Below are 16,786 nucleotides of genomic sequence, written 5' to 3'. Positions count from 1 at the left end.
TTTTACAAATAAATTTCTATGTGGAGGTAAATAAATATGAAACCCATTGAATTCAAACAAGTTGAGTCTTGCTGTGCAACTCCTGCCGTGAACGAAGATCAAATGTTTAAACCAGATCCAGTACAGCTGGAAGAATTAAATCGATTACCGATTGTAATCATCGGTGCAGGTCCCATAGGCTTGGCGGCAGCCGCGCATGTAATTGAAGCGAAGCAACCTTTTATTATTTTGGAGGCAGGAACGAAAGTAGGTGAGAACATCTCTACATGGGGCCATGTCCGTTTGTTCTCACCATGGCAGTATAACGTAGATAAAGCAGCGGGTCGATTATTGGTCGAGGCAGGATGGATTGCCCCGAATCCAGATGATTTACCGACAGGGCATGAGCTTCGAGATCAGTATCTACGACCACTCGCTGAGTTACCTGAGATAAAGTCCAACCTTCATTTGAATACACGCGTTGTCGGGGTTAGTCGCAAAAATACGGATAAAATGAAAACAGCGGGTCGAGAACAACAACCTTTTATCATCTATGTAGAAGAAGAGGGCAAGGCCAAGCGATATGAGGCGAGGGCTGTCATTGACGCTTCGGGAACCTGGGGAAAAGCAAACCCAGTGCTTTCGAGCGGAGTACTGACTTTGCAGGAGCAATCTCTCCAAAAACAAATATTCTATGGTATACCGGATGTACTTGGGGGCGATCAAGGACGCTATTCGGGTAAACATATTGCTGTCGTAGGTGGCGGCCATTCAGCCTTAAATACCTTACTTGATTTAGCTAAGCTGCAAGAAACGAATGCTCATACGAAACTGACTTGGATTATGCGAAGAGATCATGTGGAAGAAGCTTATGGTGGGGAAGCGAGTGATCAGCTTGAAGCAAGGGGGGAATTAGGTAGTCGTATGCATGAGTTGGTGGATTCCGGAAAGGTTAGTGTAGTCACTCCGTTCCACATTCAGGAGTTAAAGCAAGATGGGGAAAACATCTCTATTGCTGGAGAGCAACTTGGGCAAAATCGCGAATTGCATCACATTGATGAAATCATTGTGAATGCAGGGAGCCGACCTGACTTTTCCTTCCTGGGCGAACTACGTTTGAGCATTGACCAGGCAACAGAGAGTGTGGAAACGTTGGCTCCACTGATCGACCCGAACGTTCATAGTTGCGGCACTGTTCGACCTCATGGGGAAAAGGAATTGCGTCATATAGAACAAGGACTGTATATTGTGGGAATGAAAAGTTATGGCCGTGCACCGACCTTCCTGATGGCCACAGGTTACGAGCAAGTTCGATCTGTAGTTGCTTTTCTAGCAGGTGATTTGGAGGCTGCTGCAAAAGTAGAGCTCGATCTACCTGAAACTGGGGTATGCAGTGTTAGTCGCCCACAAGCAAAGCAAGTCCAAGCCTCAGATTGCAGTTCTTCCTGTTCTAATGAAGAATGACATACGTTGAAATTCAAAAAAAGGTACGCTGACAACCTCGTTGTTGGCGTACCTTTTTATATTCTTCTTGAATTAGCAGACTTCCGCCAAGGTGATCTTGACATTATCTATGTATTCAGCTGGTAATATTGTTGTTTTAGCTAATTCCATCGTTGCTCATGCATTACTGAAAAACAGCTTTTTGTAAAATTTCTGTAAAACCATTTGCTTTAGGTAAACCGAGTATTACAATATAAGCATAGGCTTATGAGTGTTTGATTAGGAGTGATTCATTGAACACTCCAGTATCCCAAGAGGATTGATTATTGTCTATGGAAAGCAGGTGTGATTTTGCCCATGGAATGGATAGACTTTGTGCCAAAACAAATTTTAGTTATTCATCATAATCCAATGATGATCAGCTTATTACAATTCGGTTTATCCAAGCAAGGATACCACGTCAAAAGCTATGAAGATAGACACTATACAGATTCGAGCCATCTGGATCTGATTATTTTAGATTCTCAGCAAGCTAAGGAGAGGGATATTCTTTCGACAATTCAGTCTTTTCAACATTCACCACCGATTCTCTTGCTCGCTGAGTCGTCCGCAGATGTTGAAAGGAATGAAGCTGGGAAAGGACTATACTTTGTTAAGGAGAACCTTAACGTTCCTTTTGAATTTGAGGAATTGAACTCAAGACTAAAGTCAATTTGGAAGGAGTACAGGGGAAAAATTCAACCTTATCACTGGCAAGTTTCCGTTCAGCATAAAGCATTTAAACTAAATGAAATTGAGATTTATTTGGATTGCATGGAGATACGTTCAGGTCCTGTTCGTCAGCCATTACGCAAGGCAGAGATTTACCTGTTGATGCAACTTCTTCAACGGCCTGAGCAGTACACATCGGCTGAACAGCTAAAGCTGTTGCTAGCGAAAGACATGGTACTGGACAGGAGGCGTGTTGAGTATTACGTGAATGAACTGCGAAGAAAAATAGAGGTGTTTGAGGATCAGATTCTTATTCAAACGAAACGAAGACGTGGATATTGCCTGAAACTTAAAGGAGTGAGCTAAAATGAATCATCCAAAACGAATCTTCTTTTGGTGTAAACATAATCGTTGTCGAAGTCAGCTCGCTGCATCCTATACCTCATTCTATGCGGATAATACGGTGCAAGTGGATAGTGGAGGAATCGATCCTAAACCTATTCACCGATTCACTGTCCAAGTGCTTAAGGAAGAAAATGTACCTTGTCATGAGCAATCTGGCAAGATTCTGAACTTGATCTCCTTTGTGGACTCTGACGTTATTATTATACTTTGCGATGAGACAAGAGAAGCCTGTCCCATAATTCCTTTTGGTCTAAATTTCCGAGTATGGCCTATAACCGATCCGCTTGGTGAAAATAAGCCAACCATTCATGCGGTTCGTCAAACTAGAGATGAAATCAAAGTGTACGTGAGGGAGCTGCTTAGCGAATATGGATTACTCCGGACGTTTTGAATCCAAGACGGTTGTGCTAATTGAGGATGAACCGGCTCACGCCATGTTATACACACATCATCTAATAACGGCAGGATTTAAGGTATCCCATGTTTTGAGTACTGAAGATATGTTGCAAAAAATTGAAGCCCTTAAACACGTAGCTTTAATTATCGTGAGTTTAGAACTGGATACTGAAAGTGATACCGACTGGTGTCGTGTAATTCGCAATTCCTTTCCTGATATCCCTATGATGATGACAACAACGGTGGACAATAAGTGCATGACTCAATGTTGTATTGTAGATGCTTGTCTAATTAAACCCTTCTCATTGACAACTTTTGTGAAGTCCGTTCAAGAGGTGACTGCCGGTTAAACCTTTACACAGATTTAACACAAAAGGAGAATTCAATTAATCATATAAACTAATAATGATATATGTATATAAACATTATATTATTTAGGGAGCGATGGGATCATGAAAAAGGGAAAATGGTTTTATATGCTGTTGTTACTAATGGGGGCACTATCTTTGTCTGCATGTACAGGGGGGAACGGTAGTACCGAGAGTACAGGAAATGGACAAACTGTTGTATCAGATGAACAGGGAGCATCGGAGAAATTAACAGGAACTGTAGAGATTGATGGATCTAGTACAGTGTACCCGGTTACTGAGGCAGTAGCAGAAGAATTCGGTAAGGAAAATGGTGACGTCCGTGTCACAGTTGGAGTTTCAGGTACAGGAGGCGGGTTCAAACGATTCGCCAATGGAGAGACGGCCATTAATAATGCCTCACGCCCGATTAAACCGGAAGAAGCTGAAGATGCGAAAGCGAATGGTGTAGAGTATTTGGAGCTCGAAGTTGCTTATGATGGTCTTTCCGTTTTGGTCAATCCAGCGAATGACTGGGTAGATCATCTGACTGTAGAAGAGTTACACAGCATCTTCAAACCAGGAAGTACAGTCACGAAATGGAGTGACATACGTAGTGAATGGCCAAATGAAACGATTAAAATTTTCTCCCCAGGTGCAGATTCAGGAACATTTGATTATTTCACAGAAACAATTAATGAAGAAGCACAGCAAAGTCGAAATGATGCACAAGTTACTTTCAGTGAAGATGATAATACACTGGTTCAAGGTGTATCAGGTGAAAAGTATGCTCTGGGTTACTTCGGATTTGCCTACTATGAAGAGAATCAGGACAAGTTAAAGCTTGTACCGATTGACGGAGGCGAAGGTCCAATTACGCCTACTCACGACACGATTAATGATGGAACATATAAACCGCTGTCCAGACCACTCTACATCTATGTAAATAAACAAAAGTTGGAGAATCCAGAAGTCAAAGCATTTGTTGAATACTATTTGACGAATGCTGCTGAATTATCAGAAGAGGTCGGATATATCCGTTTGCCAGAAGAAATGTATCAAGAAGATTTGGAGAAATTGAAGTAACCGCGTAAAACCTTGACGTGTGTGGCACTTCTTGGGGACCTAGAGGTGTCACACACGCTTTATTTATTTAATGAGGAGAGCTGATATGAACACAACACCCCAAGGAGATCATCCTTTTCGCTCTAACAAGGTACGATACGCAGATTACGTGATGCCTTTCCTTTTATTCTTATGTGCATTGGTGTCCATCCTTACAACTATAGGCATCGTATACACACTCGTTTCAGAATCGATCGGATTTTTCAAACAGGTACCCATTCTTGAATTTTTAACAGGTACGACATGGGCACCGTTAATTCAACCTGTAAGTTTTGGGGTTGTCCCGTTGATGTTTGGAACATTGATGGTCACGTTTATTGCTTGCTGTATCGCCATACCTGTTGGACTGGCAACAGCAATTTATTTGAGTGAATATGCGAGTTTACGTGTACGGAACATCGTGAAACCTGTACTAGAGGTTCTAGCCGGAGTTCCGACTATCGTGTATGGATATTTTGCCTTGAGTTTTATTACTCCAGTCATTCAGATGTTACTGCCTGGTACGAGTTTATTTAATGCACTGAGTGCAGGAATTGCGGTGGGCGTCATGATTATTCCCATGGTTTCATCCTTAAGTGAAGATGCCATGAGAGCTGTGCCTGGCAGTTTGCGACATGGGGCTTATGCGCTGGGGGCCACACGATTTGAAGTGGCGGTTCAGGTCGTTTTACCGGCAGCACTCTCAGGGATCATTTCTTCCTTTGTCCTTGCTTTTTCTCGTGCCATAGGAGAGACCATGATTGTAACTGTGGCTGCAGGTGCTACACCTCAGCTTACTGCAAATCCACTCAATAGTATTCAAACCATGACAGCCTACATCGTACAAGTGAGTTTGGGAGATACCCCGCATGGATCATTGGCATATGGTTCTATCTTTGCAGTAGGACTCACACTGTTTGTAATCACGTTGTTATTAAATATTATTGCAGCGGCTGTATCGAAAAGATATAGGGAGGTGTACTAAATGTCTGAAAAGGCGGAGAAGCAGAGCATTCAGGCAGTAGAAACAAAACAGGTTCAGGCAAGAAAAAAAAGAGACCGGTTTATGAAAATCTTGTTTCTTGCAGCGACCTCCGTTGGGGTACTTGCCCTCATGCTTCTTATTATAGATATTATGGTTGATGGAATTGCTACATTTCGTCCAGAGTTATTTACTAACTATCCTTCTCGCAGGGCATCCGGCTCTGGCTTAAAATCGGCTCTCGTGGGTACGCTATATATGGTTTGTATTATGGCTCCCATTTCATTTCTTATTGGTGTCGGTGCAGCTATATTTATGGAAGAGTATGCGAAGAAGAACAAGTTTACCAGACTAATTCAACTTAATATTAGTACGCTTGCCGGCGTTCCGTCCATTGTGTATGGCATTCTGGGACTTGCAATTTTTGTTAGAGGGTTAAACCTGGAACGTAGTCTGATCTCAGGGGCATTAACGATGACATTGCTTGTTCTTCCGGTAATTATCGTGTCTGCACAAGAAGCAATCAAATCCGTCCCTGGTTCCCGCAGAGATGCTTCTTTTGCACTGGGAGCCAGTAAGTGGCAGACCGTGCAGCGTTCGGTTCTTCCGTCCGCTTTTCCAGGCATTTTAACAGGAATTATTTTAGCAGTGTCCAGGGCTATTGGAGAAACAGCTCCGCTCGTAATGATTGGAGCATTAACCTATGTAGCATTTTTACCTAATAATTTGATGGATCAGTTTACGGTTCTTCCTATTCAGATATATAACTGGATATCCAAACCGCAAACGGCATTTCATGATTTAGCCGCTAGCGGGATTATGGTCCTGCTGATCTTGCTACTGACGCTTAATATGATTGCGGTCGTACTGAGGAATAAATATCAGAAAAACCTGTAATTTTAAGGAGACGTACTGTATGAGCGCCATTCAAATTCAAGACCTCAGTGTATTTTATGGACAGCAACAGGCTGTGAAAAATATTAATTTAGATGTGCCGGAACATTCCATTACTGCGTTTATTGGTCCTTCAGGATGTGGGAAATCAACGCTTCTTCGAACACTGAATCGGATGAATGATCGTATTGATGGGGTTCGGATTGAAGGGAATGTTCACATTAAAGGACATGCCATCTATGATGATCAAGTCCGAGTGGAACTACTCCGAAAGAAAGTAGGGATGGTGTTTCAACAGCCTAATCCATTCCCAAAATCGATTTATGATAATGTTGCTTATGGTCCTCGGTTGCACGGAATCACTCGTAAATCCGAGTTGAATGACATTGTTGAAAAAAGCCTCAAAGCTGCAGTACTATGGGAAGAAGTGAAAGACTTACAAAAAAAATCGGCTCTGCAGCTTTCAGGAGGACAACAACAGCGGTTGTGTATTGCTAGGGCTTTGGCGATGAATCCTGAAATTTTGCTAATGGATGAGTCTACAGCTGCATTAGATCCGCTATCCACCCTTAAAATCGAAGAATTAGTTAAAGAACTCCGACAATCCTATACCATTGTAATGGTAACTCATAATTTGCATCAAGCTGCAAGGATTTCAGATCAATGTGCCTTTTTCTTCGATGGAGAATTAGTTGAATACGACGACACCAGTCAAATGTTTAGTAATCCGAAAAATCCAAAAACGGAAAACTATGTTGCAGGTCGTTTTGGATAAATATTATATTGGGGGAAGAAGCATTGCACAGGATTTCTTGATTTCAGCATATCCTTGCTTTAGAATATAAATATAAACTTATATATCAATTAGGATTGTTGAACGCTGGGAAGGATGAACGCATGTGGAATCCATTGAACAAATTTCAGATAAGTTAAAATTGCTTGGAGATAAAACTCGCCTGACCATGCTTATTCTATTAAGAGAAAAAGAATGGTGCGTATGTGATTTTGTTGAATTACTTGATATGTCACAGCCCGGAATTAGCCAACATTTACGCAAATTAAAGTCACATGGGATTGTTAGTGAAACACGCCGGGGGCAGTGGGTTTATTATTCCTTAGCTATTGAAGATAAACCATATATTAAAGCGGTGCTCGATCAGATGCCAGATCATGAAACGGTACTATTGTCTATGGGGAAAAAGGGAGTCGGCTCCCAGTGTTAACTGGAGCCAGCGTCTTACACCGAATGAAATGATTATGCGTTGACTCTACAAAATAGAGTCAACGCATTTCTTTTTTTGGTTAAAGGGTTGATTAAATGACATCAACATATTACAATATAATTATTCGATTATATATTATCTGAAAGGAGGAATTGAAATGCAGACCATTTATGAAGCGGCAGACAAACTAAAGTTATTGGGAGACAAAACCCGTCTAACCATGTTGGCGCTCCTTAAAGATCGGGAATGGTGTGTATGTGAATTTGTTGATGTGTTGGAAATGTCTCAACCAGGGATTAGTCAGCATTTACGAAAATTGAAAGATCAAGGGATGGTTAAAGAGAACAAACGTGGACAGTGGGTATACTATTCTTTACATGTGGATGATACTCCGTATATTAAGATGGTACTGGATGCCATGCCTGATTCGAAAGAAATTCTCCGTACGTTAAATAAAGTGGACGTACCTCTCATTTGTAGTTGATTTTTTTGACCATTATATAAGAACATCATTATATAATGATTGAATGACATGAAGGGTTGAGGAGAATGTTATAGCTACAATGCAACTGATTAGAGGAGGTAAAATTTGTGTTTTCTGTCGTCATGGCTTGTACGATCTTTTTGATAACGTTAGTCCTCGTTATCTGGCAGCCTAAAAATCTATCCATTGGATGGTCTGCTTGCGGAGGAGCCATTCTAGCGTTGCTTGTGGGCGTGGTTAATTTCCAGGATGTTTGGGATGTTACGCAAATTGTATGGAACGCCACACTCGCTTTTGTGGCCATTATAATCATCTCACTGATTTTGGACCGGATCGGGTTCTTTGAATGGGCAGCCTTACATATGGCGAAGGCAGCTCATGGTAGAGGTGTTCGAATGTTTGTTTACGTCTCACTTCTTGGAGCCGTGGTTGCCGCATTTTTTGCCAATGATGGCGCAGCATTGATTCTGACACCGATTGTTCTAGCCATGGTAAGAGCACTCAATTTCGATGAGAAGAAAGTGTTTCCGTTCATTATTGCCAGCGGATTTATTGCTGATACCACTTCATTACCACTGGTTGTAAGTAACCTTGTGAACATCGTATCAGCCGATTTCTTTGGCATTACCTTTATGGAGTATGTAGGCAAAATGTTTGTTCCCAATCTGTTCTCACTCGGGGCAAGTATTGGTGTGCTGTATCTCTTTTTCAGAAAAAGTATTCCAAAACGCTTTGATGCCAGCGAACTGAAAGCTCCAGCAACAGCAATCAAAGACCTGAAGATGTTCAAGATGTCTTGGGTTGTTCTTGGAGTGTTGCTTGTTGGGTACTTCGGCAGTGAATTTGTTGGTCTACCCGTGTCTATTGTAGCAGGAGTTGTGGCAATATTCTTTCTGATTATGGCTTCTCGCAGTTCTGCTGTACCGACCAAAGTGGTTGTTAAGGAAGCACCATGGGCCATTGTATTTTTCTCTATCGGCATGTATGTCGTCGTATATGGTCTGCGGAATGAAGGGCTGACGGATCTGCTTGCTGTGGTCATTCAGGCTGTGGCTGATCAAGGATTGTTTGCCGCAACGATAGGTATGGGATTTATTGCGGCAATTATCTCATCTCTGATGAACAATATGCCTACAGTGTTAATTGATGCCTTGGCCATCGATGCTACAACAGCAACCGGAACGGTCCGGGAGGCATTAATTTATGCCAACATCATTGGATCGGATCTCGGGCCTAAAATTACCCCGATTGGTTCACTGGCAACCCTGCTTTGGCTTCATGTGCTTAGCACTAAAGGTGTCAAAATCTCATGGGGCACTTACTTTAAAACGGGGATAATTATTACAGTTCCGACGTTGTTAATTACACTAATTGGTCTATATCTGTGGTTGAACATTGTATAAATCTAACAATGAGGAGACGCGATGAACATGAGCAAAAAAACATTTTATTTCCTTTGTACAGGCAACTCTTGCCGTAGCCAAATGGCCGAAGGTTGGGCCAAAAAGTATCTCAGTGATGAATGGAATATCTATAGCGCAGGGATTGAAGCTCATGGTTTGAATCCCAAAGCAGTTGAAGCGATGAAAGAAGTCGGCTTGGATATCTCGAATCAAACATCAGACATTATTGATGCCGAGCTGTTGAACAATGCAGATTTTGTGGTCACGTTATGTGGAGATGCGGCAGACAAATGCCCGATGACTCCTCCACATGTGAAGCGGGAACACTGGGGATTTGATGATCCCGCCAAAGCGCAAGGGACAGAAGAAGAGAAATGGGCTGTATTCCAAAAGGTTCGTGACCAGATTGGGGAGCGCATCAAGACTTTCGCTGATACCGGCAAATAACACCAGAAGCCGGGAGAATTACTTTTCCCGGCTCTTTACATTAAGGAGGCGTATTAGAAATGAAAACCATGGAGATTTATGATCCTGCCATGTGCTGTTCGTCAGGTGTATGCGGTCCAGGTGTTGATCCAGAACTTATTCGTGTATCTGCAGTCGTGCATAATTTGCAAAAGAAACAATTTCAGGTTTCTCGCTATAATTTGACCAGTGAGCCGGATGCCTTTGTAGCAAGTCCGCTGGTTGGACAACTTTTAGCTGAAAAAGGACCTCAAGTATTGCCCATCATCATTGTCGATGGCAAGGTCGTTAAGGAAAAAAATTACCCAACCAATCAGGAATTCGTGGAATGGACTGGTCTGACGGAAGAAGAACTGGTAGCCAAACCGAGAATGCGCCTCGACATAAACACCAAATCTGAACACTAGGAAAGAAGGGTCTCAACATGTTAAACCGATTTGAACCGAAATCTATCACGTTAACGCCTTATTTATTTTTTACTGGTAAAGGGGGCGTAGGCAAGACATCGACGGCTTGTGCAACTGCCGTATCGCTTGCTGATTCGGGGAAGCGTGTTTTGCTGGTGAGCACGGATCCAGCTTCAAACCTACAAGATGTTTTTGGCATGACCTTATCCAATCATCCTGTACCTGTTATGGGGATTGAAAATCTAGATGCTGCTAATCTGGATCCTGAAACAGCTGCGGGAGAGTACAAAGCTGAGGTCGTTGATCCATACCGCGGCGTTCTGCCTGATACGGTTATTGCAACGATGGAAGAACAGTTATCAGGGGCCTGTACCGTGGAAATTGCTGCATTTAACGAATTTAGTTCCATGTTAACCAATAAGGTACTGCGTGAGAAGTACGATCACATCCTGTTCGATACAGCCCCAACTGGACATACGCTACGTTTATTGCAATTGCCTACAGCCTGGAGTGGGTTTTTATCCGAAAGTTCGCATGGGGCTTCCTGTTTGGGACCACTTGCTGGGCTGGAAGCGAAAAAAACGTTATATCAGGAAGCCGTCAAAACGTTATCTGATCCCAACGAAACGACACTTGTCCTAGTTACTCGTCCAGAGGATTCTCCGCTGAAAGAAGCAGCTCGGGCATCACAAGAACTTCGAGAGATTGGTATTCAGAATCAGTTGTTGATTGTAAATGGGTTACTTTCTTCCGTTGTGGAACAGGATACGGTGTCTTCCGCTTTCTATGGTCGCCAGGTTGGTGCACTTGAGAAGCTTCCTGAAGCTGTCAAACAACTACCAACGTATCAAATACCACTTGCACCGTTCAACATCACCGGGATTGAGCATTTACGACGCTTCTTCGATACGCCTGAAGTCCGTGTAGTGGAAGAAGGTAGTGTGAATACATCATCTACTTTACCTTTGCAACATTTAATAGAAGATATGGAGCGCCAGGGTATCCGAGTGATCTTCACCATGGGAAAAGGTGGGGTTGGCAAAACAACGGTGGCTTCGGCTATCGCAGTAGGTTTGGCAGAAAGAGGTCATCGGGTGCATCTAAGTACAACTGATCCAGCATCCCACCTCGGTCATGTACTTGAACAAGAGACAGATCACATTAGCGTGAGCCGGATTGATCCAAAGATAGAGCTGGAGCGATACAAACAGGAAGTCTTGGAGCAGAACAAGGATTCATTAGATGAAGATGCTCTTGCCTACTTGGAAGAAGATTTAAGATCTCCTTGTACGGAAGAAATTGCAGTTTTCCGTGCATTTGCCAATCTGGTTGAACGAAGCAGTGATGAGATTGTCGTTATTGATACGGCGCCAACGGGTCACACGTTACTTCTTTTGGATGCAACAGAGGAGTACCACAAGGAGATTGAACGTTCAGCAGGTGCGATTCCGGCGGCTGTTCAGCATCTGCTTCCCCGTCTTCGGAATCCAAACGAGACGAGTGTAGTCATTGTTACCTTGGCAGAAGCTACACCGTATTATGAGGCTACCCGATTGGAGCAGGATTTGCAGCGGGCAAGTATTCCAACCAAGTGGTGGGCGATTAACCAGAGTTTTGCTGCAACGGACACAACAGATCCCATTCTGCGAGGTCGGGCAATAGCGGAGCGAGATTGGATTAAGAAGATTCAAACAGCTTCAGATGGTCATACCGTCATCATACCGTGGGAACCCAAAGAAGCCGTAGGTTACGATAGCTTGAAAAAGTGGACTGAAGTGGCTGTATCGAGTAGGAAATAGAGAGGAGCAAAATGAACATGATCATTACGGATGGTGCAAAAACTTATATTGAGGAAATGATGAAACAAGCAGGTGTGAATACATTGCGATTTGCAGTGGCTGGTGGGGGATGTTGTGGACCTACTTTCCAACTGGGGCTTGCCGAAAGTCAGGAGAGTGATGTAGTGCAGGAAATCAATGCGATTCGTGTAGCTATAGATCCGGAACTAACGGCTTCGATTGAGTCCATCACGCTGGACGTGGAACAGTATCCGGATGGACCTGGCCTCGTTGTAAGTGGAGGACAAAGTTGCTGATCAGAACCGTAGAGGAGTGAAAAACAACCATGTCAAACTATCATGAACTAATCAAAGGTAAAGTCTTTATTGGTGGGGCGGATGTGGCTGTACAAGCCATCAAGGAACAAGGTATCACCGATGTGTTCGATCTCCGGGAAGATGGGGAAAAACAAGAGGGCTTTCCAGAAACGACAACTCGCCATCATTATCCGATTATGGAAGACCGGGATGATCAGGAAGATTTCATTAAAGCTGCGATTTTAGCCGTTACTAAGGCTGTTCAATCGGATAAAAAAGTATTCTTTCACTGTGCTGGAGGACGTAATCGAACCGGAACTGTAGCGACAGCCCTACTCATTAATCTAAATGAAGCCACTACGGTGGAAGAAGCAGAGAAGCTGGCGATGGAAAGACGCCCGGATATTTCAATTAAGCCTGAAATGTTAAAAATACTCAAAAGAATGTTTGAAGAAGAAAGTACAAACTAATTTTATGGCTATCTTTAGAGACGTTGTTATCGTTGATAACAACGTCTTTTTTATGCTGATGTAAGAGAGAACTGTAGCTTTAAATAAAATAATCATTTTCTGTAAAGTTGATCTATACAGTCACATGAATATTGTGATGCTAGTTTGGAACTAATGCTTTTGAGTAGTTAGATTTCACTGTAAGGTTCTTCATGATACTTTACATGCATTACGCTAGTGTAGCTTTTAATATAAAAATTAATTAAATGTTTAGCTGCTTGACTTGGTGAGATATCAAAATCGTTTTTGATCCACGTTAAGATAAACCCATATGTTCCAAACGCTCTAAAACTATTCAGATAGTCATTATGATTTTCATCATTATCTCCTGTTAGGAAAACAATCTCTTTATCTAAAATATTTACAATGACACTAATGAATTTATCTTGTATATGAGGTAACGTATCTTCAAACGTTAACAACTTAAAATATGTTTTATTATTTTTAATGTGCTCAAAAAGTTCTATAGTATGATTAGTGGCATCTTCCAGTTGGGATATTCTAGAGTTTGAGTTTTTCTTAGCTACAGCAATAAAACCCTCCATGAACTCGTCCATAATTTCTGCTGTTATGGCTTCTTTTCCATCGAAGTATTTATAATAAGAACTTCTGTTATATCCTGCTTGCTCCACTATATTGCTAACAGTAACTTGAGAGTATCCTTTGAGTGCAATTAGCTCGATATATGCATTTTTAAAGTTTTGCTTAGAGCGTTGCACTTTAACATTTTCATTACTTTTCAAACCATATACTCCTCTCTAATATAGGTAAAGTTACTGAATCTTAAGCTATGATTAGACGTTCTATATTTAAATGTCCGATTCAATGTATCGACCTACTCTTCATTTTAGACATTAAACCTCAATCTTCAATCATCATTTATTGATATTTTGTATTCATAATAGACATCGTTAAATATAGTGTTTATTTTGAATACATTTATATGTTATTTGGTGATTGTTTAAAAATCTGATAGGAATAAAATAAGTAAATAAGCTGTACGACTGTTCTCGACAAGCAGCTTACAAGTGAGAGAATATAATGTAAGCGTTTATTGTAACGGTATTCTGAGGAAACGCCAAGTTCAATTACCTTGGCTATTTTTTGCGGAGCCAATTGTAAAGAACAATAGTCGAGAGCTTTAGTTTGTATAGTATAAATGGATAAAAGGAGAAATGATTATGCCACGACTAGCTAATAAAATTGCACTGATTACTGGTGCAGGTTCTGGATTTGGTTTGGCAATGACTAAACGTTTTGCTCAAGAAGGGGCAAAAGTATTCGCTGTAGATGTCAGTGCTAATATCTTTGAGGCAGTCAAAACATTAGATGGGGATATTACACCATTTGTTGGTGATGTATCTTCTCAGGAACAAGTGGATGTAATGTTTGATGACTGCATTAAAAAGTATGGTCGATTAGATATCCTGTGTAACAATGCAGGCATTGGTGGAAAGAATGCTCCTATCCATGAATACAAAATGGAAGACTGGGATGTCGTTTTTAATATTAACGTTCGGGGTTACTTCATGGTTATGCAACGTGGAATTCTGGAAATGCTTAAAATAGGTGGGGGATCCATTGTAAATACGGCATCCATCGGTGGTTTCCGTGCAAGTCCTAATTCTGCTGCTTATATCGCTTCTAAAGGTGCAAATGTCATGATGACAAAACAAGCTTCTGCTGAATATGTCAAGCAAGGTATCCGCGTAAATGCAGTTGCTCCTGGTATATTTAATACTGCCATCTTGAAAGGTGCATCTGCTGAACAACGTGCTTATTTAGACGCCCAGGTTCCAATGGGTCGACTTGGGGAGCCTGATGAAATGGCTAACTTGGCTTTATTCTTAGCTTCGGATGAGGCTTCGTATATTACAGGTCAGGTCTATATTATTGATGGCGGCCGTGCTGTTTTATAATTATTCTGAATATCAATACATCTCATAAATATATCTGAGATACGAACCAAAGTAGAAGGTAGCTATTCATTGCGGACTTAGGGATTCTACAGAGCAGACGGCAAAATTTCGTATGCTGGATCGTTTGATAATAGTAGAATTGCCAAAAGTCCGCTTTTAGTAGTTTGGATGTCCAGTAATACTGAATTATGTCCGGTGTCCCACCTACGCGTACGCCGCGAGGTTCCGAAGAATTACAGTTCTCTTCCGTGTAATTCTTTAATAGGTAGCATCCTCCATATGTTAATTTCCATTGAACAGAAATGTAACCCCTCTGTTATTTTAAACCTGGATGTTGTAGTGGAATTTAAAGTTGTTTCTGTGATTTATTCTTGCTCTTAGGAGCAGTAAGCAGAGCTGATATTTAAAACGGCCTGTAGAGGAGATGTCACCGCATGTCTCTAATTCAGGCCGTCCTGCCGCTATACTCTATTTAATATATTGTTGGCTGACCAACAGCGAGTTGATTACTTCTGTCGGTATTACAAATTGAACAGGTCCTGCACTTCCAGGAGCAACATCAGATTCATTAAAGGCAATAACCAATTTCCCGTCTACATTAATGTAAAAGCTCTGAGTCTTCGAAATGCTGTCAAACATAAGGATATTTGTTTCATCCAGACCTGCGCCTTTTACCCAATAAACCTTATTGGGGTCCGTCTTCATTTGCCCGTGCATTTGCTCCTTGATATTTTCGCTGATAACAGATACATAACTTTCATCCTTGAAGAGGCTTGGCAAGGTGAGTAACACTTGATTTTTTTTGTCAATCGTGTCGTACTTCAACGTTTCATACGCGGAAGCCTTCGTCTGTACGACCCAGCGCTGAATCGAGAGAAGCTGATCCGTATCGGTGACAACCTCATATCCGCTGTCTACCCCCATTAGAGGCTTGCCCTTCCACTGATCAATCTCTGCCATGAATTCCTTGTACAGCTTTTGACCCTCCGCAATATACTTCTCGTTCAGCATGTCTTGTAACTTATTATCGGGCATATTCGTAATTGCAGGAACCTTCACATCCGCATGGTAGCCGTCTCCCTTCGCTGTATATTCCGTGAAAGTTACGAGCTTCACCAATGCGCTGACAGCCGGCATCTCTGACATGGATTGTGCAAACGCTGGGCTTATATTCACCCCGGACACGAACAGCGCAATAGCAGCTGCCGCAGAGCCAAGGAACCATGTAATGCCGCGTTTGCGCTGCTGGGCAGGCCGCAACGATTGTGTGACGAGCGTTTCCAATTCAGCGGGGATTTGTACATTCATATACTCCTGCTTAAGCTTTTTCATTTTTTTGTCCATATTAGTAGGCCTCCTCTTGCTTCATGTTGATGCGAAGAATTTTCAGTGATTGGTATAAACGCGATTTAACTGTGCTTAACGGAATATCGAGGACGACAGCCACATCTTCCAGCTTCATATCCTCGAAGAACCTCAAAATAATGACTTCACGATACATCATAGGCAACTCCTCCAAGTTCTCTGCCAGGTGCAAATCCTGAATCACATCGTGATCATTCACTCCGTGCTGCTCCAGAACCTCATCAGCAACGGGAACGAGCTTTTTTTCTCTCCGCAAATAATCGAGCGCCGTATTGACCACGATGCGGTAAAACCAGCTCTTCATGGATTCAGGCTTTGTCAGCGAATCGCTCTTAGTCAGGGCCTTCTGTATCGCATCCTGTACCACATCCATGGCGTTCTGCGGATGTTTTACATAGCTATAAGCCAGTCGGTATACATTATCCTTATAATCCATCATAAATTCTGTCAATTTCTTATGAAATAGCTTGCTATCCATCAATAGGCCTCTCTTCCTTTTTACTGTGCGCATTTCTTTATTATCCGCTTTTCATTGTGCAAGACGAATCAGACCGTGAAAAAGTTTGAAGCGATATGGGAGCATTATACGCACTGTGTTTTGAATGGATAATGACCGGGGGGTGTTCGTTCTCTTCAGCTAAATTAATGTCCCTCT

The 16,786-nt window shown here is 42.0% G+C and carries 20 protein-coding genes; 17 read left to right on the top strand and 3 right to left on the bottom strand.

The window, feature by feature from the left end:
- The first annotated feature begins 36 nt into the window (after positions 1–36).
- The 16 genes from OM416_RS22785 (at position 37) to OM416_RS22710 (ending at position 12,808) form a co-directional block, all read left to right on the top strand.
- On the top strand, positions 37–1,443 hold the full coding sequence (locus OM416_RS22785; protein ID WP_264933274.1) for an NAD(P)-binding domain-containing protein: 1,407 nt from the start codon (positions 37–39) through the stop codon (positions 1,441–1,443).
- Between the two features lie 336 nt (positions 1,444–1,779).
- The gene (locus OM416_RS22780; RefSeq protein WP_264933273.1) at positions 1,780–2,499 is read left to right on the top strand and encodes a response regulator transcription factor; all 720 of its coding nucleotides are present in this window, start codon (positions 1,780–1,782) and stop codon (positions 2,497–2,499) included.
- Between the two features lies 1 nt (position 2,500).
- A complete protein-coding gene (locus OM416_RS22775; protein WP_264933272.1) occupies positions 2,501–2,929 on the top strand; it encodes a hypothetical protein in 429 nt (142 codons plus the stop codon).
- A complete protein-coding gene (locus OM416_RS22770) occupies positions 2,907–3,284 on the top strand; it encodes a response regulator (protein WP_264933271.1) in 378 nt (125 codons plus the stop codon). Before OM416_RS22775 ends, OM416_RS22770 begins: the two co-directional genes overlap by 23 nt.
- A 102-nt stretch (positions 3,285–3,386) precedes the next feature.
- Complete coding sequence (locus OM416_RS22765; RefSeq protein WP_264933270.1) at positions 3,387–4,367, top strand: PstS family phosphate ABC transporter substrate-binding protein; 981 nt, start codon at positions 3,387–3,389, stop codon at positions 4,365–4,367.
- A gap of 85 nt (positions 4,368–4,452) precedes the next feature.
- Positions 4,453–5,370: a phosphate ABC transporter permease subunit PstC gene (gene pstC, locus OM416_RS22760; protein WP_264933269.1), complete on the top strand. Its 918-nt coding sequence runs from the start codon at positions 4,453–4,455 to the stop codon at positions 5,368–5,370.
- Between the two features lie 81 nt (positions 5,371–5,451).
- On the top strand, positions 5,452–6,264 hold the full coding sequence (gene pstA / locus OM416_RS22755; protein ID WP_413775819.1) for a phosphate ABC transporter permease PstA: 813 nt from the start codon (positions 5,452–5,454) through the stop codon (positions 6,262–6,264).
- Positions 6,265–6,283: 19 nt separating this feature from the next.
- Positions 6,284–7,036, top strand: coding sequence for a phosphate ABC transporter ATP-binding protein PstB (gene pstB, locus OM416_RS22750; protein WP_264933267.1), 753 nt, complete (start codon positions 6,284–6,286; stop codon positions 7,034–7,036).
- Positions 7,037–7,160: 124 nt separating this feature from the next.
- Entirely contained in the window at positions 7,161–7,484 is a 324-nt protein-coding gene (locus OM416_RS22745; RefSeq protein ID WP_264933266.1) for an ArsR/SmtB family transcription factor, read from the top strand.
- A gap of 157 nt (positions 7,485–7,641) precedes the next feature.
- A complete protein-coding gene (locus OM416_RS22740; protein ID WP_264933265.1) occupies positions 7,642–7,968 on the top strand; it encodes an ArsR/SmtB family transcription factor in 327 nt (108 codons plus the stop codon).
- Between the two features lie 107 nt (positions 7,969–8,075).
- Positions 8,076–9,371, top strand: coding sequence for an arsenic transporter (locus OM416_RS22735; RefSeq protein WP_319951927.1), 1,296 nt, complete (start codon positions 8,076–8,078; stop codon positions 9,369–9,371).
- Positions 9,372–9,398: 27 nt separating this feature from the next.
- Positions 9,399–9,818: an arsenate reductase (thioredoxin) gene (gene arsC / locus OM416_RS22730; protein ID WP_264933264.1), complete on the top strand. Its 420-nt coding sequence runs from the start codon at positions 9,399–9,401 to the stop codon at positions 9,816–9,818.
- Positions 9,819–9,877: 59 nt separating this feature from the next.
- Positions 9,878–10,243, top strand: a complete 366-nt coding sequence (arsD, locus tag OM416_RS22725) for an arsenite efflux transporter metallochaperone ArsD (RefSeq protein WP_264933263.1) — start codon at positions 9,878–9,880, stop codon at positions 10,241–10,243.
- Between the two features lie 17 nt (positions 10,244–10,260).
- Positions 10,261–12,042: an arsenical pump-driving ATPase gene (gene arsA, locus OM416_RS22720; RefSeq protein WP_264933262.1), complete on the top strand. Its 1,782-nt coding sequence runs from the start codon at positions 10,261–10,263 to the stop codon at positions 12,040–12,042.
- A 17-nt stretch (positions 12,043–12,059) separates the two neighbouring features.
- Positions 12,060–12,338, top strand: coding sequence for an iron-sulfur cluster biosynthesis family protein (locus tag OM416_RS22715; RefSeq protein ID WP_264933261.1), 279 nt, complete (start codon positions 12,060–12,062; stop codon positions 12,336–12,338).
- Between the two features lie 29 nt (positions 12,339–12,367).
- On the top strand, positions 12,368–12,808 hold the full coding sequence (locus OM416_RS22710; RefSeq protein ID WP_264933260.1) for a dual specificity protein phosphatase family protein: 441 nt from the start codon (positions 12,368–12,370) through the stop codon (positions 12,806–12,808).
- Positions 12,809–12,975: 167 nt separating this feature from the next.
- Here the strand turns inward: OM416_RS22710 and OM416_RS22705 are convergent, their stop codons facing one another.
- Positions 12,976–13,590 (bottom strand): TetR/AcrR family transcriptional regulator, encoded by a 615-nt coding sequence (locus OM416_RS22705; RefSeq protein WP_264933259.1) that lies wholly within the window; start codon positions 13,588–13,590, stop codon positions 12,976–12,978.
- Positions 13,591–14,028: 438 nt separating this feature from the next.
- Here OM416_RS22705 and OM416_RS22700 point away from each other — a divergent pair, with 438 nt between their 5' ends.
- Positions 14,029–14,766: an SDR family NAD(P)-dependent oxidoreductase gene (locus tag OM416_RS22700; RefSeq protein WP_264933258.1), complete on the top strand. Its 738-nt coding sequence runs from the start codon at positions 14,029–14,031 to the stop codon at positions 14,764–14,766.
- A gap of 468 nt (positions 14,767–15,234) precedes the next feature.
- On the opposite strand, the gene OM416_RS22695 is transcribed toward OM416_RS22700, so the two are convergent.
- Positions 15,235–16,110, bottom strand: a complete 876-nt coding sequence (locus OM416_RS22695) for an anti-sigma-V factor rsiV (RefSeq protein ID WP_264933257.1) — start codon at positions 16,108–16,110, stop codon at positions 15,235–15,237.
- Position 16,111: 1 nt separating this feature from the next.
- Positions 16,112–16,609 carry an RNA polymerase sigma factor gene (locus OM416_RS22690; protein WP_264933256.1) on the bottom strand — a complete coding sequence of 166 codons (498 nt, stop codon included), beginning with the start codon at positions 16,607–16,609 and terminating at the stop codon, positions 16,112–16,114.
- Positions 16,610–16,786 lie beyond the last annotated feature (177 nt).

It is taken from the genome of Paenibacillus sp. LS1, assembly GCF_026013365.1.
In the GTDB taxonomy this organism is placed as follows: domain Bacteria; phylum Bacillota; class Bacilli; order Paenibacillales; family Paenibacillaceae; genus Paenibacillus.
Note: the sequence above shows the minus strand (reverse complement) of the source record. Positions and strands in the feature narration are given on the sequence as shown.